Source organism: Gordonia sp. NPDC003424, from assembly GCF_053588655.1.
Window position 1 is genome coordinate 157,822 of the sequence record NZ_JBSFQJ010000010.1, and the last position, 17,662, is coordinate 175,483.

The following is a 17,662-nucleotide window of genomic DNA, read 5'->3' on the forward strand; positions in this document are numbered from 1 at the left end:
ATATCAGTTCCGTCGCTGACGCTGAACCAAACGTTACTGCCCGCAGCCGATGCAGAGTCAGCCTTCCCTCGGCCGAAGGCCGCCCGGCAACAGTCAGAAGCGATACCTTTCGGCCCACTCGATGACGCACCGAAGCTGAGGTTCCATCGTGCGAAACACCCTCTCGAATTCCTCTCGTGGCCGTCCCATCGGATCACCAATGTCGAGCGACTCGGCATTGGTATCGATCCGGCCTCGGGCACCCATGATCTCCTCGAGACTCCCCACCGACGTCAGCTCGGCGAACTCATTCAATGTGAATGCCCGTTTCCACCGGGCCGGCAGCGCCTGCTGCACCGACGCTCGGTGCTCACGGGTCAGGCACAGCACCACGTCACTCTCAGAGATCATCGGTGGCCGCAGATAACGAGACCGGAAATCGGACGGGTCGACCCCGTGTTCGTTGAGCACGTCGACGGCCAGCGGATGCATCGCGTGACCGTTGAGCGCGCCCACTCCCGCGCTGGATGCGGTCACCGGCACCGCATTGGTGGACGCCATGTCCAGGCAGATCCGTTCGGCCATCGGCGACCGACATATGTTGCCGGTACAGACAAAGAGAATCGCCAGGGATTCACTCACCGCTGTTGTCCTCCGATTGCCCGGCCCCGCACTCGGGCACATCGACGCCGACCTTCGGATCGTCCACCAGTGGCTGTATCGGCACCTGCGCCGGACCAGTCGCCGACGTCGGCTCCGAGAGCGTGAGAACAAGCGTCGCCGTCTGGCCGGCAGGAATCCTTACCTGGGTCACGGCGACCGGGTGATCAGAAAGCAATCCCTCCCAATACAGCGCCGGACCGCCATCGACAGTGAACTTTTCGACGGTCGCCCCTTTGGTGACGGTGAATTGGACGTTGGCGAAGTTGGTGCCGTTGGCAAGATTCGCATCCGGGGACCCATTTGGGCCGATCACGTATGTCGGCAACGACAAATCGGTCAGGGTGTTGGTGAGCTTCACGGTGATTGTGCTGGTCCTGCGGTCACCGGAACAGGCACCAGCGGCATACCTGATATCGCGCTTGAGGTAGTAGTCGATCTTGTTACCGGCAACATTGCCAATCGTGACGTCGGCCAGCGGCGCGTCGGTGTCCGGCAGCTGGTGCGCCAATTGTGTTGTGGTCAGGATCTTCTGCTCGTCGGGCCGGGTGCTGTAGACCATGATCCGCCGTTCCGACACCCCACGGCCGAGCGCCTTCAGCAGGGCGCTCGTGTTGGAGCGCGACTTTGCCGTCTGGTCGACGGCTGCTTTCGCGATCGTCTGTAGGTAGGCCTTGCGGGCATCGTTGTCCCCGGCGAAGCGCTGATACGAGGTCGACAACGTGATCGGTACGACATTCTCGCCGGTGATCTTCTCCCCATCGGGCAGAGTGACCGGCCCCGTCACATCAAGGATGTAGCTCAGCGCGATGGGATCGAGCGCCACCGCGCCGTCGAGGCGGTCACCGGTCTGGTGCTGCCAGTTCGCGATCCAGATCCGGGCGGCGTCGGGGAAGTTCGGGCTGATGTTGCTATTGCGGTAGTCGGTATAGGGGTGGGTCCAGGCGTAGAGGTCGTTGTAGTCCGAGCCCAGATCCACCAGCGGGCGGGGCGGATTCTGCAGATCGCTGTTGGCGGAGACGGAGTCGGCGGTGAACTTGCCGTCGGTGATGGTGAAGCCTGCGACCGCACCGACCAATCCGCCGGTCGCGCGCGCTTCGGCCGGTGTCTGCAGTGCGAGGTAATAATGTCGCGGTCCGTCGACACCCAACATGCCCGGGGCGATCTGCGCGGCAACGGCTGTCCCATCAATGAACCGCGCGGTTTGAGCGGTCTGGTCTGCCAGCTGCCGCTGGGCGTCGGCGACGGGGCCCAACCACGTTCCGGAAATCTGCGCGACGCGACGATCGATCGAGTCGGCCTTGGCCGCGATGTCGACGAGTTGCGGAGCCGCAGCTCGAAGTCTGGCGAGGTTGGGTGCGTCGTCCGCGCCCAACAGATTTGTCAGCCCGACGGTGTCGGAGAGTTGGGCACTCGGGACCAGAACGTCGGAGGTGAGATCGGCAACGGCCGCAGTCATGTCTTGTGTGCTGGCCAGCGGCGCACCGAGCCATGGGATACCGGCCGCGGCACTCCACACCAAACCACTGGTCAACGAGTTGGCCTCGGTCGCGGCCGAATTCGCCGCTTGCGCCTCTGCTTGTGCCCTCGACGCATCACCGGAGAGCAGCGAGGATTTCGCTGCCGAGGCGTGCGAACGCGCCTCCTCGAGCTGACTCTTCGCATGGACCGCCTGATAGCCGATGAAACCACCGGCACAGACTGCGAGCACCGCGACTACCAGCAGGCCCCATAGCAGTGGCCGGATCCACCTGCGGCGACGCACGGTCGCCTGCGGGTTCTCGGATTCAGTCACCACAGTTCTCCTATCTGCCTGCCGATGCGGGCCATCACGTCGGGCTCGCCGAAGTCGGCGTGATGCGCGTCGACGTCGACGGCATGCCACTCGCCGTGCACATAGGCGCGCCAGGTGTCCGGATTCGGATTGTCGTCGGCGACGAACGCTATCACCCGTTCGGCCTGCGTGACGCCCGGCCGATGCCGATCGATCGACGAGAGCACCGCACCAATCGACCGTCGGTACTCGGCGACCATGCTGCGCATCCCGTCGGGCACCGACCCATCGGTCAACGCCTCCCCGATCACATCGTCGACATCGGAGGTCTCGTCGTCGGCGACCTCGACGATCTCCTGCGGCGTTCGCACGTCGAGGAGGACTAGTGTTGCGACGTGTTGCCCGGCGTCGTCGAGCTGTCTGGCCATCTCCTGAGCGATGATCCCACCCGCCGACCACCCACCCAGGTGGTAGGGACCGGTGGGCTGGACCTGCCGGATCGCCGCGAGGTGACCGGCGGCGACCGAGGCCAGGGTCCCGTCGTCACGTGACTCTGGTTGTGCCACTTGCACACCCATCACCCGGAGGTCGGAGAGTTCGGTTGCGAGCGGCCGGTAGTCGACGGCGAGGCCGCTGGCCGGGTGGATGCACCAGAGGATCGGCCGGTCGGCAGCGTCGTCTCCCGAAAGGTCGATGAGATGCTCGATCGGCCAGCAAGCTTCGGTTGCGGAATTGTTGACGGTGCGGTCGGCGACCGCGGCCGGCGACGGGTTGAGGAGTAGCGATGCTGCGGGCACGCGAATCCCGGTGTGCCGCTGGATCGCCTGTTGCAGTCCGATGAGCGCGAGGGAGTTGCCACCGGCGTCGAAGAAGTCGTCGTCCATGCCGATCTCGACACCGAGGATCTCCTGGAACGCAGCCAGGACCTGCGCCTCGGTATCGGTGGCGGGTGCACGCTGAGAGGTCGACCAGTCGACGTCGGGAAGAAGTCGGGTGTCGAGTTTGCCGGATGGCGTGAGCGGCAACTCGTCGACGGCGATGATCTGTGCGGGCAGCATGTGCCGCGGCAACTGCCGCCGGCAGGCGGCCTTGAGACCCCCGATCGACGACTGATCGTCGTCGGCGAGCACGACATACGCGACAAGCGATTCACCGGCCGGTGCGGCGCGCACCATCGTGGCCGCACGAACGGCGCCGGCGTGCCGGAGCACGCCATCGATCTCACCCAATTCGACGCGCTGGCCCCGGATCTGGATTTGCTGGTCGGCTCGCCCGACGAAGAACAGGTCATCACCGACCAGCCGGACCAGATCGCCCGTGCGATACATTCGGCGGCCATCCGGTGCCGCGACGAACCGAGCCGCGGTGAGGGCGGGGTCGTCACGGTACCCGCGGGCCAGCGCCGACCCCGACAGATACAGCTCGCCCACGACCCCTGGTCGCACCGGCCGCAAGTTGCGGTCGAGCACAGATCCCCCGTCACCGGCCAACAGTGGTCCGAGACGGACCCGCTTACCGACGTCGTGCCGGTCGAACGTGACCTCGACGGTGGCCTCGGTGGGGCCATAGGAATTGACCAGCGTCGTGTGAGTAGCCCACCGATCGGCCAGGTCTTGCGGCAATGATTCGCCGCCCGCCACGACGAGATCGAGTGCGGGCAGCGCGGCCGGGTCCAATGTCGCCAGCACCGACGGAGTCGATGAGAGCACGGTGATCTGGGCGGTGCTCAGCCAAGCGGCGAGGTCATCACCCGCGGTCGTCTCGGCGGGGACCGGAACCAGCGTCGCCCCCGAGGGCAGCGGCGCGAGAAGTTCCGCGATGATGGTGTCGAATCCGGTGCTGGCAGCCAGCGCGACGCGTGCGTCGGCGGCGACAGCGGCGCCGTCTGCGGTGAGGAGTCGGTGCACGCCGCCGTGAGTGACCTCGACGGCATTGGGTGTTCCGGTGGTACCGGAAGTCATGATGACATATGCGACGTCGTCGCGGTGGGGTCGTAGGTCTCGTTGCCAGACAACGGGTTCGGCGGGTTGTGGTGGCACGTCGGCGATCGCGATCGACCTCGCCCCGGTACGTGCGAGGATCGCGTCGATGCGCGCCTGCGGATACGAGGCGTCGACCAGCACGGCGGTCGCCGCGATCCGGGTGGTCGCCCACATGGCGACGACCCATTCGACGGATCGGGGCAACACCAGGGCGATGAGGTCTCCCCTGCCGAAGCCTCTCTCGCGCAACCTGTTTGCGGTCGCCGCGATCCAGCTGTCGAGGTCTCGGTAGGTGATCTGACGGTGTCCGTCGTCGATTGCCAAGCGGTTCGCGTGACGGGTGACGGCCTCGTCGAAGATGCCCGACAACGTCGGGGCGGAGGGACTGAACCGTGCGGCGGCCAGGGCGGCGAGTTGTTCGCGCTCTTCGGCATCGAACAGGGTGAGGTCACCGAGCCGACTGTTGGGATCGTCGGCGACGGCGCTGACAGCGGCTTCGATGCGGTGCGCGAGATGGGTGATGGTGTCGTCGTCAAAGAGTTCGATGGCGTATTCGAGGTCGATGACCCAGCGTCCCTCATCGATGGCGGCGGTGATCTGCAGGTCGAATTCGACCGGCTCTGGAGGTAGTTGGCCGCCGAGGAACGAGTCGTACTCCCCGACCGGGGCCGGGGCAAGGGAGAAAAGGACCTGTGCAAGCGGTGCCGTGTCGACGGTGTGGGGAAGGTCGAGTTCGGCGATCACGTCGTCGAATGGGACGAAAGCATGGTCCTGGGCGGCAAGGTCGGTGCTGCGAACCGCAGCGAGTAGATCGCCGACGGTCATCTGCGGAGTGAACGTGACGCGGGGCGCGACGGTGGCGACCAGCATGCCGACGACACCGGCGAGTTGCGGGTCGCGGCGCATCGATACCGGGGTGGCGACCACGACGTCGTCGGTGCCGGCCTGCGCGGCGAGGGCGAGGACGGTCGCTGCATGCAGGAGGTGGAAGTCGGTGACATGGTGTTCTCGGACGACCGCGTCCATGCGCGCGGTCATGTTGTCGGGCAGGGTGATTCGCCGATGTGCCGCAGTGAGAGTGTCGATGGCCGGACGATCGCCGACCAAGTCGAGCATGCCGGAGTAACCGTCGAGTTCCTGGCGCCAGTATCGGAGGTCGACGTCTCGGCGGGCGTCGGCGACGGCGGACAGCCACCGCGTGACCCGGGCGAAGGCCAGCGTGATCGATTGCGGTGCAACGACCTCCCGCTCGAGGAACCGCGTGAGGTCCCGTTGAAGCAGGGACACGGATTCACCGTCGACGGCGATGTGGTGGGCGATCATCACCACGGCCGTCGCTTGCGGGCCGTCGGTGATGACGGTGAACCGGATCGGTGGTGCGGAGGCAAGATCAAATGGTGTGGTCAGCAGCGTCTGAATGATATGCGGTGTGATTCCCTTGACAGCGAGATGCGAGATCGCCGGCTCGGAGTGATCGAGGATCTGGCGTGGACCGTCGCCGCTATCGGCATAGCGGGTGCGCAGGACAGGTTGTGCCGCAACGAGTGCCGTGATCGCTTCCTCGGCCTCGACGACCGAGTGACCGGGAGTCGGCACAATGAGTGGGACCATATAGGTCGCCTCCTCAGGGAAGAGGGTGGCGCTGGTCCAAATACGTTGTTGAGTCGGTGCCAGCGGCAGCTCATCCGGGCTGTCGGAGAAGGACAGCAGCGCAGGCAGTTCCGCCGCCGTGGTGACCGCTGCCATCGCGGCGGCAAGCGCATCGGGCGTCGGATTCTCGAACAGTAGTTGCGCAGGGATCTGCCGGCCGGTTGCTGTCCTGAGCGCCGAAACGACCCGCGCCGCCGACAGCGAGGTACCGCCGAACGCGAAGAAGTCCGCACCGTCGTCGATCGACTCCGGCGGAAGATTGAGAGCGGTTGCGAATGCCGCACTGACAGCCCCCACGTGCGCTTCCCCCGCTGGTCGAGCAGACGCCTCGCTCGCTGGTCGAGTAAGCCCGGCGACGAAGGAGCCGCGCGCATCGAGACCCCGCGCCCCCTCCGCCGGTCGAGCAGCCCGAGCGAGCGCAGCGAGCCCGGGCGTGTCGAGACCCGCACTCTCCACACCTTCAGCACCAGCCCTACCCACCGCCGGTCGAGCAGCCCGAGCGAGCGCAGCGAGCCCGGGCGTGTCGAGACCCGCACTCTCCACACCTTCAGCACCAGCCCCACCCCCCGCCGGTCGAGCAGCCCGAGCGAGCGCAGCGAGCCCGGGCCTGTCGAGACCCCCCGCGACCCCCTCCAAATACCCCAACACCCCATCCAGCACCAACCCAGCCGTCGCCCGCGACACCCTCCCCGAATGCACAACGCCAATCGTCGTGCCCTCAGCCTCCTGCGCCACAACAACTTCGAGGTCATACTTCGCCGCAATGGCATCCGCGACATATCCGACGATCTCCGCCCGAACCCCGCCGTCGATCTCAAAATCGCCACCCAGGCTGGGCACGACGTCCTGGCTCACCAGCAGCACCGAAATCAGCGGGTCCTCCCCCGCAGCCGTGCGCGACGCCGGGAACAGAGCGCGCACCACGTCGTCGTACGGCACCAGACTGTGCGCGTCGGCGACCAACATACCGTTGCGACTGTCGCTGATCGCATCGACGATGGGTGCGCCGAAGTCGACATGGGTTCGCACCGCAACGGTGTTCACAAACATGCCGACCACGTCGTCCCATGCCGGGTCAGGACGGCCGCGGACCGGGACGCCGACCGTAATGTCGGAATCCCCGCTCAGGTGGCTGAGCGTTTCGGCCAACGCCGCATGCACCGCATGAAACAGCGTCGCCGATCGCGTGGCAGTGACCCGCGTCACCTCAGCGGTGACCTGCGAGTCCAGGGTCCGCGTAATCCGACCCGAACGGGCATCGACACCACGTCCATCGTCAACGCCCGGGAACCGAACCGGCGATGCGCCCGCCAAAGCGCTTGCCCAGTAATTGATCTCCTCAGCCTGTCGACTCTGCGGGTCACCCGCATCACCCAGGACTTCGCGTTGCCACATGGAGAAGTCCGCGTAGGTCAGGTCGGTGCGCGGATCAACGTCGCGGCCGGCGTAGGCGTTAAGGAGGTCGTCGAGCAACGTGCGCGTCGACCAGCCGTCAACGGCGATGTGGTGCATCACCACGACGAGGACGGAGTCGTGCCGATCAGAGGAAGAGGTCAGAAGGTGCGCGCGGATCCCGGGTTCGAGGGTGAGGTCGAACGGCGTGGTGACCTCGGTGTAAACCGCATCGGCCAGGTGCTGTGGCGCAATAGTGACGGTGTGGAGCGGAATGTCCGCAGCCTCCAGAACCACCTGCGCGGGTCCGCTCGGGCCATCGGGATAGACCGTTCGCAGGCTGGCGTGTGCGGCGACAACGGTCGCCAGAGCATGCTGGAGTCGCACGACATCGAGTAAGCCGCGAAGTCGGACGGCGATCGGTAGGTGGTAGGCGCTCGAGGTCGGGTGCAGGCGATGGTGAATCCACATGCGCTGCTGGGCCGGTGACAGCGGAAGGTGTTCCGGCAGTGGCCGGTGCACCGGAACGATGCGCGTCGTCGATGGTGCATCGTCCAGGCGGGTCGCGATCGCGGCAACGGTGCGGGCGTCGAAGAGCTCGCGCAGCGGAAGTTCGTGACCTGTCTCTGCGGAGAGTCGTGCGGCGATGCGTGACGCGCTCAGTGAGGTGACACCAAGGATGAAGATGTCGGTATCGGCGGAGATCTCATCGACGGCGACGTCGAGCATCTCCGCGCATGACTGAGCAACGAATTCTTCGGTCGGACCCGAAATGCCTCGACCCGCGGCCAACTCGGGGGCGGGCAAGGCGGTGAGGTCGATCTTCCCGGACGATGTCCGAGGAATTGAGTCCACTACGGTGACGATGGCCGGAACCAGGCTGCGCGGCAATAGATTCGCGACATCCCGACGGACATCATCGGTTCGGATGTCGTGGCCCGATTCCGGAACGACCCACGACGCGAGGATCTGCTCCCCCGCCGCGGTAGTTCGGGTAGTGGTTGCGGCTGCCGCGACGTCGGGCAGCGTGGTCAAGGCGGCGTTGATCTCGGCGGGCTCGATGCGGATGCCGCGGATCTTGAGTTGATGGTCGCTGCGGCCGTGAATGACGAGCGTGCCGTCGAGGCGTCGGTGGACGAGGTCGCCGGTGCGATACATCCGGTGGCTCGGCTGCCATGGGCACGCGACGAAAGCTGTTGCGGTGCGGGCGGGGTCGTCGAGGTAGCCGCGGGCCAGGCCGTTGCCGGTGAGATAGAGCTCGCCGATGGTGAGGTCTGGGACCGGGCGCAGCGCGTCGTCGAGGATGAGGGCACCAACGCCAGGCAGCGGCGTGCCGATCGTGACCGGCCCACCCGCGACCAGCGTCGCGGAGGTGGCGGCGACGGTGGTTTCGGTGGGGCCATATTCGTTGGTGATCGGGATCGGCCAGTCGCGGACCAGATTCGGTGGGAGCGCTTCTCCGCCGACGACGATGTGTCGCAACGATGTTGGCGCGTGGGGGTTGAGGGTGGCGAGCACGGATGGTGTGGTCAGGAGGACGTTGACCTGCATACGCTCGAGGGTGTCCCCGAGTTCATTGTCGGCGACCACATCCGGCGGGCAGATGACGATGGTCGCGCCGGCGACGCGGACGGGCACGATACCCATCAGGTAGGCGTCGAATGTCGGGGCGTAAGTGTGCAGCATGCGGTCCGTCGCGGTGAGCCCGAGGCGCGACGCGGTGGCGTGCGCCCAGTCGGCGAGCCCGCGGTGGGTGATCTCGACGGCCTTCGGTGTGCCGGTGGTGCCGGAGGTGAAGGTCAGGTAGGCGAGGTCGTCGAGGTGGAGCGGACGTCTGCGCTCGGCCGAGTCGAAGCTGGGCCCAGCGTCAGCAGTCAGATCGTCGGCAAAGAGGACGTCGATTTCCGAATCTGAGTGTGGAAAATCGTGCTCACTGGTGGTGAGCAGACAGCGGGCGCGGGACCGGGCGATCAGCATGTGGCGGCGCGATGCCGGGTCGGTGGGCTCGACGTGAACGAAGGCGGCCCCGGCGCGAGCGACCGCGATCGTGGCGACCACCGAGTGGATCGACCGGGGCAGGTGGAGGGCGACGACGTCGCCAGGTCCGATGCCCATGGCGACGAGGCGGCGGGCCAGCGCGGTGGTGAGGCGATCGAGGTCGGCGTTGGTGATCGTATCGCCGAGGCCCGGAAAATGTTGTGCAGCATCGATAATCGCGGTCGCTGTGGGAGCCGTGGACATGTGCGCGGTGAGAAGGTCGGCCAACATCACGGTCGACGGTGTGGGCGGGGCGAGGGTCGGCAGCGTCGGTGTCAGGTGTGTGATCGTCGGGGCGTCTGGGGCGGCGAGGACGGCCCGCAGGGTCTCGATGGTGCGATTGAGGAGCGCTGTGAGCGTCGGTGCGGCGGCGACGGCGGCGCGGCAGGTCATTGTCAGGTGCTGACGGATGTCGCTGCGGAATTCCTGGATGTCGATGCCGAAGAGCGGCGGGGGTTTCGGTCGTCCGTCGAGCGGGTCCATTACGGCGGGGTTGACCGAGGCGAACATGACGTCGAACAGTGCGTGACCGATTCCGGTATGCGCGGGGTCGGCGAGTGCGGCGATCTCGGCGAGCGGGAGGTCGGCGTGCGCGATGGCGGCGAGGTCCTGGACGGTGACGTCGGTGAGGAGTCGTCGGAACGGGAGGTCGAGGTCGATGCGGGTGTGCAGCGGGATGGTGCGGGCGAAGAGGCCGGGGACATCGGCGAGCCGGTCGTCGAGGCGTCCGGTGACGGCCGCTCCGATGGTGATGGAATCCGCGCCCGACGTTCGAGTGAGGACCGCGGCGATCACGGTGTGCAGCAGGATATACGGCGTGGTGCGGCATTCCCCCGCGAGCGCATCGAGCGCGGTGGTTTCCGCCGCGGTCAGCACCGCGGTTACCTCATGCGCGGTCTGACCGTCGTTGCTGCCCAGCGCTGCAGCGAAATTCATCTCCGGAAGGTGCAGCGGCTCGGGCGGGGTGTCGAACACCGTTGACCAGTACTCGACGAGCTGCGGCCGACGCTGCTCGAGGACGGTCTGTCGCCAAAGTGTGTAGTCGCGGTAGTCGATCGGCGGCCGACCGCTGGGATGGCCCTCAGTGGTGAGTAGTTCGTGGAACTCGGCGGCAAGTATGTCGAGAGCCTCACCGTCGACAGCGATATGGTGGATCGCCCCGAGGAGCCACAGCCCACCGTCTTGCTCGACGAGCTCGGCCCGCCACGGCAGCGACTCCGTCAGATCGATAGGCCGGCACAATTGTCGGACCCGGCGATCGAGACCCGAGGTGTCTGCCCCATCCCCCCGCTGGTTGAGCAGCCCCCGAGGCGCTAGCCGAGGCGGCGTTGTCGAAACCCCACCACGCAACACCATCGCCAACTCGCGACCCAACGCCGCATCATCCCACCACCACTGATACGGCACACCCTCACGCTCAGGAAAACTCGTCCGCAAAACATCATGCCGCCGAACCATCACCTCAAGCACGCGCCGGACACGACCCGGATCAACATCACCCAACGGCACAGCCACCGGCAGCAGATACCCAGTGAACTCCGGATCTGCCCGCCACCTCAGCCAAAGATCCTCCTGCTCAGGCGTGAGCGGAAGATGCTGCGGCAGAACCTCATGCGCGTCCAGAGCCGGAACTGGATCGCCCGAAGACGTCGCCTGAAGCAGCCGGGCGATGCCTTCGACGGTCGGGTTGTCGAAGATGTCGGCCACCGACACCTGCTGCTCACCACTGGACAGCCGAGCCGCCAACCGAGCCGCCGACAACGAACTACCCCCGGCTGCAAAGAAACTCGTGTGCGGGCCGAGAAGGTCGAGAGTTCCGTCGCCGAGCACCGTGTGCATCGCGGCGGCAACGATCTCCTCCGGCGCGGTCAGCGGACGTGCCGACGAGCTCACCTGCCCCAGCGACGCAAGCAGCGAGGCGCGGTCGAGTTTCCCGGTGTCGGTCATCGGCCATCGCGTCACGACACCGATCCGCGACGGCACCGCGTGCGCCGGTAGCCGCGCGGCACATTCGGCGAGCAGGTGTGCTTCGCCCGCGTGATCGCCCGCCAGCACAAAGGCCACCAGCCGCTCGTCACCGCGCTGCGCACCCGGCTGGATAACCACCCGTACGTCACTCACCCCGTCAACATCGTGGAGCGCGGCCACCACCTCAGCCGGATCGACGCGATGGCCGCGGATCTGCACCTGGTCGTCGGAGCGGCCAAGATACGCCAGTCGCTCGCCATCGATACGCCGAACGATGTCGCCCGTACGGTACCGGCGAGTGCCATCCGGTTGGGCGACAAAGCGTTCGGCGGTCAACTCGGCCGACCGGAGATAGCCCGATGCCACCTGCGTTCCGGAGACCCACAGCTCCCCCCGGCCACCAACCGGGACCGGCCACCCGCGCTGATCGAGCACGTGCAGGCCGACACCATCAAGTGGCACGCCGATGATGCTTCGTTCGTCGTCGACATCGACATCGCTCCACGTGAGGTGCACCGTGGTCTCCGTGATGCCGTACATATTGATCAGCCGCACCCCGGGATTGCGGTGGGCCCACGATCGCAACGACGCGGGGTCGAGCGCCTCTCCGCCAAAGACGACGCAGCGCAGTGATGGCGCGGCGGTCGCCGACTCGGTACCGCGGATGTGCCGCCGCACCTCGGGGTCGATGAACCGGCTGAACGACGTCGGGGTCTGCGAGAGGATCGTGACGCCATGTCGTTCCACTGCGGTAACGAATTCCGCCGGGTCTCGGACGGTGGCGGTGTCCATCACGGCGATCGATCCGCCGGAGGCCAACGCGCCGAAGATCTCCCAGACCGAGAAGTCAAAAGCGTACGAGTGCGCCCAGCTCCAGACGTCGGTGTCGCGCGCGCCGACCACGTCGAGCGCCGCGCCGAGCATCGCGGCCAGATTCGTGCGGGTTACACGGACGCCCTTGGGTGTGCCGGTCGACCCGGAGGTGTGGATGACGTAGGCGAGGTCGGTATCTCGCTCGGGTCGTGCCTGGTGCTGCGGGTACGGAGAGATGTTCAACCTCGACACCGGTCGAGCAGCGCGTTCCGCTCCGCCCGAAGCGGTCCCCTCCGCCGGTCGCGCGTCGTCGGGACCACCACCGTCAGAAACGATCACCACCGGACGAACGTCGTGCAGAATCGTGTCGATGCGCGCCTTCGGGTAGATCGGGTCGATCGGAACATAGGCTGCGTCGGCCATCAGCACGGCGACCATCGCAACTAGTGTGTCGGCGCTGCGGCGCAGACGCAGAGCCACCGCGTCCCCACACTGGACACCGACCGCAGCAAGGCGAGTCGCCACCTCCTCGGCGTGCGTAAGCAGCTCGGCATACGTCACCGTCCCCGATCCATCGAGAATGGCTGGGGCATTGGGATTCTCGACGGCAGACCGGCGGAGCGCAGAGATCGGATCAATGCGCGGAGTCTGTCGCGCCACAGCCTGAGGCGGGTCGACAGCTGGCAGGCACTCCCGAACCATGCTCTCCGGGTCCGCGTCCGCCAGTCCGGCGACGGCCGCCACGAAGGTTTCGAGTATCTGGGTGGCGCCCTGGACGTCAATGTGATGTTCCGCAACGGTTGCCGTTACGTGGAGACCGTTCGCGCCGTCAGGGGCGACGGTGAACTCGAGTGCGGTGCGTGCAACCCCGGTGCGCAACGGTTCGCTCGACACGACCACCTCGGTATCCACCAGCTGCGGATCCTCGGACTCGTAGGCGAGGATCACGTCCGGCAAACTTGCCGGCGCGGCGTCCGCGTGACGGACGGCGCCGGCAAGCGTATCGGCTGATGCCACAAGCGATTCGGCGAGAGTATGATCACATACCCCCCTCAGCCGCAGCGGCACGGTCTGCACGAACATTCCGACCTGAGTGAGGGTATCGGTGCTCGAGCGGCCAGCGATCGGGACCGCGACGACGGTGTCGTCCGTCCCACTGAATTGGGCGAGGGTTGCGGCGAGAGCAACGTGCAACACGCTGTGCAGCGTGGTTCCCGCAGTGGTCGCGCGATCTGTGGCCGCCCGACACACCGACGCATCGATCGTCCGCTCCATGTAGGTGGCGGTTCCGGCGGTGAGCCCAGTCTGTGCCGGAACGGCCGGTTCGGGCAGCGCGAGGTGCTCGGGAGCGCCGTCAAGCGCGCCAGCCCAATACTCTTCTGCCGCAGCGGTATCTGAGTCCTCTGCGGTGTGCCCACCATACGAGTCCGCAGGGCTGGCCCACTGCGGCTCGACTCCGGCCTGGCGTGCCCGAACCGCGGTGGCGAAGTCAGCGAGGAGAAGCGGCATTGACCACGCATCAAGCGCCACGTGGTGACCGACCAACACCATCTTCAGGCCCCCCGGTTCCTGAGGAGCCCGCGAGGCGCTAGCCGAGCGAGCGTCTCGAAGGGTCTCATCGATCACCGCCCGCCACGGCGGCGCAGTCGTCAGGTCGAACGGCGCATCCACGGCAGCCCGCACCCCGGGCTCATCGAGACGTCCCACACTGACGGGAAGCTTCTCTGCCACCCGGTCGACGTCCAACACCCGCCCGACGGGCTCTCCGTCGGTATCCGCCGCAAATACCTTGCGCAGCACCTCGTGCCGGATGGCGACATCAAGCAGCGCCGCACGCACGTTCTCCGCGGTGATTCCCGCCGCAAGCGTGAGGCGGACCGGCAGGTGATAGACGGGCGAGGTCGGTTCGACGCGATTGAGCAGCCAGATCTCGCGTTGGGCGCGGCTGGGTCGGAAGCATGTCCGGGGTGGAGTTTCTCGCGCAGCCGGGGCAGGACGACCAGAGCGAACCACGTCAGCGAGCTCTGCCACAGAGGCAGCTACGGCGAGGTCTCCGATCCGGATCTCCACGTTCTCGCCGGAACTCAACTGAGCAGCGATGTGCAGCAACGACATCGATGTCGCGCCGAGTTCCAGCAGACCGGCCGCCATGGACGGATCCTCGATGCCGAGGACTTCGCCCACCACGTCGGCGATGACTCGCTCCAGATCATCTTGCGGCGCAACATAAGCCGTCGGCTCGTCGGGGGTGTTCTCGATCTCGGTCCGTGCAGCAATGCGATCGAGTTTGCCTGTGTCACCGAGCGGCATGGCGTCGAGAACGACGATGCGTCGCGGCCACATGACCGGCGGCAGAGCCGCGGTGAGATGGCGCCGGAGGATGTGTGGAATCCGCGCCCGGTCGGCGTTGTCGTCGGTGGTGACGCCGAGGTCGATTACCGGACCGTGGGTGGTGTCGGCGAGTACCGCCACCACCTCAGCCACCCCATTGATCTCTGTACTAGCTCGTTCGATCTCAGCCGGCTCGACGCGGACACCACGGATGGAAAACTGGTGGTCGTTGCGCCCGTGATAATGCAACGCTCCGGCGGTCGGGTCGATACGTCCGAGGTCACCGGTGCGGTACATACGTTGCCCGTCGCCCCACGGGTTCGCAACAAAATGGGCTGCCGTGGAACCGGTCTGGCCGAGATAGCCACGCGCGGTCTGCGGTCCGGAGAGGTAGATCTCACCGATCACCCCGGGCGGTACGGGGCGCAGTCGGTGGTCGAGGACATGGATGGCAACACCCACGTTCGCGTATCCGATCGGCACAGGCCGGTCCCATGACGTGCCCGGATCGAGGGTTGCGGTTACGGCGTACAGGGTGAATTCCGCAGGGCCGTAGAGGTTGTAGGCCGTGCGCGCGGCGGTGAGGCGTGCGGCGAGTGCCGGCGGCAATGCTTCCCCCGTCGAGATGACCCGCTCGGGTAGCTGTGCGTCCGGGATGGTTGCGATGATCGACGGAGTCGCCATCATGTGCGTTATGCCCGCGGAGACCAGGAGGTCACCGAGCTGCGGGGTCGGGCCCGGTGCCGGCACCATGCAGAGACCGAGCGTCGCGCAGGCCAGCAGTTCGGTGTGGACAGCATCGAACATCGGTGATGCGAGCCCGATCAGCCGGCCACCGGAGTCATTGCCGCCGAACGGTCCACGTAACGCCTCCACCAACGTGCTCAGCCCTCGGTGCGGCACCGGAACACCCTTGGGTTCTCCGGTGGTGCCCGAGGTGAAGACAAGGTACGCGGCCTCGTCGAGGTGAGGCCGCTCGTGATCGAGGACTGCTGGCTCCCGCCGCGATAGCTCCTCGAGTGTCAGGATCGACCCACCGAGATCAGCGCCGTCACGCGAGATGGTCACCACCGGTTCCGCCGTCGCGAGGATTCGCGCGATGCGAGCCGATGGCTGAGCAGGATCGATCAGCAGGATGGTCGCACCCGTTCGGGCCACCGCCCACCACGCGACCATCTGGCCACCGCCGCGCCCCACCATGATCGCCACCACGGTTCCCGGCCGCGCGCCCATCCCCCGGAGTCGACTGGCGAGTTCGGTTGCCCGGCTATCGAGTTCACCGAATGTCAGGCCAACATCCTCCCCGGTCGCTGCCCCGTCGAGTCCTAGCGCATTCGAGTGCCGGGCCACCGCCTGGTCGAGCAGTTCCGGAAGCGTTGCCGGCCGTGGCGCGATGAGTGATTGCGCTCCTTGCGAAACCACCAGCGGAAGTTCGTCGATCAAACTCTCGGGTCGGCTTAGGAGGGCGTCGGCGAAGGTGTGCAGCATCGCGAGGAGTTGCCGGTGATGTTCGGCGACTTCGGCGTCATCGTAGCGATTGGGGTTGGCTTCGATATCGAGGACGAGGCCCGGGTTGCCGCTGCCCGCGGACGGATAGATGTTGACCGAGAGGTCGTCGACCGGGCCGGTGGTCAGCACGTGAAAGGTGGCAGTGGCCTCTCCGCAACGGAATTCGCGGTCGAAGAGCATCAGGTTGAGGACTGGGCCGTTGAGGCCGCGCGATCCAAGCGGATTGACCGAGGTGGCGTCCTCGAGGTCGTTACGAATGTCTGCATATCGATATCGCTGGTGCCGGAGTGCACCCATGAGTGCGGATTGGGTTCCGCGGAGTGCTTCGGAAACGGTGACTAGGGGCCCGACGTGGGTACGCAGTGGCACCACATTGGACACCGGCAATGGGGTGCGGCGTAGCGCCGCGGTCGTCCGGGCGGCGACCGGAAAGTTGATGATCACGTCATCGCTGCCGCTGATCCGGCTTATGTAGCCGGAGAGTGCTGTTGCGATGAGTGCAGGGAGCGTGGTCGAGTTCTGTTCTGCCGCTTCCGTCAATGATTGCATTGTCGCGGCTGGAACCGCAGCTGATATTCGTCTGCTGACTGCGGCCGGTGTCCCGCTCCGGTATGCAAGGCTCGCCGGCGCAGGCATGTCTGCGAGCGTCTCGCGCCAGTAACTGCGATCTATTTGGAAGCGGTTGGATGTGCGGTAGCCGGCATCGGCGCGGGCGGGGAGCGCAAAGTCGACCGGTTCCGAAGGCGCAACTGGTTGACCGGCGATGCCGGCGCTGTAGGCATCCAGACCCGCGATCATGTGGTCTTTCGCCGACAATCCGTCGGCGACGAGATGGTGGCCCCGGTTGTAGAGGATGAACTTCTCATCCTCGATGCGCATGAGAAATCCAACGACGGTGCGATCGGTGAGCGGATTCAACGGCCGTGAGTAGTCCTCGAGCATCAGCGCTTCCGCCGCCGAACGCGGATCGGGTTCGGACCGGAGATCGAAGTAATCTGGCGTGTTGTGGAGGGCAGGGTCGTAGATGCCGACAACGTTCTCGCCGTCGCGTTCGTATCGGACCTGCATGAACTGGGCGTTGCTAACCGCTTCGCTCCCAAATCGGACGAACGCGTCAGGGTCGATGTAGCCGTCCAGTTCGGTGTACTGCGCGATGTTCAATGGCAGCTCTGGTATCGCCTCCTGCATGAGCCACAACGACTTCTGTGCCTCGCTGAACGGAAAATCTTGAATAGATCCGTACGCTCGCCCACGTGAGCCCGCTCCCTCATCTCTCGCTAACCCAACACTTTTAGCCCCCGCGCGCGAAGGCACGCGCCCCTTCATTGCTCGAACGGACTCAACGTCTACGCCTGGGAGCACCCCCAATTCTGCCGATCGAGCCGACGCATCCGAATGCAACGAGTCCAAGCTCCCTTCCGCGGATCGAGCTGCCTCAAGCAAGCGCAGGGAGTCCGACCCGTATCGAGACATTCCCTCCGCTTCTCCATTTCGCGACACCGTCACGACAACTCATTTTCGACGTCTCGCATGCGGGCACGTCGCCTTCACAGTGGCCGTGCCTGCA

General features: G+C 66.1%; 3 protein-coding genes. All 3 read right to left on the bottom strand.

The window, feature by feature from the left end; genetic code table 11:
• Nucleotides 1-93 precede the first annotated feature (93 nt).
• The 3 genes from ACWDTI_RS16545 to ACWDTI_RS16555 are packed head-to-tail and all read right to left on the bottom strand — an operon-like array spanning nt 94 to nt 17,568.
• Entirely contained in the window at nt 94-621 is a 528-nt protein-coding gene (locus tag ACWDTI_RS16545) for an arsenate reductase/protein-tyrosine-phosphatase family protein (RefSeq protein ID WP_449739185.1), read from the bottom strand.
• Nucleotides 614-2,434, bottom strand: coding sequence for a DUF4012 domain-containing protein (locus ACWDTI_RS16550; protein ID WP_449739186.1), 1,821 nt, complete (start codon nt 2,432-2,434; stop codon nt 614-616). The genes ACWDTI_RS16545 and ACWDTI_RS16550 overlap by 8 nt, the downstream gene beginning before the upstream one ends.
• Nucleotides 2,431-17,568, bottom strand: a complete 15,138-nt coding sequence (locus ACWDTI_RS16555) for an amino acid adenylation domain-containing protein (protein ID WP_449739187.1) — start codon at nt 17,566-17,568, stop codon at nt 2,431-2,433. Before ACWDTI_RS16555 ends, ACWDTI_RS16550 begins: the two co-directional genes overlap by 4 nt.
• Between the last annotated feature and the right edge of the window lie 94 nt (nt 17,569-17,662).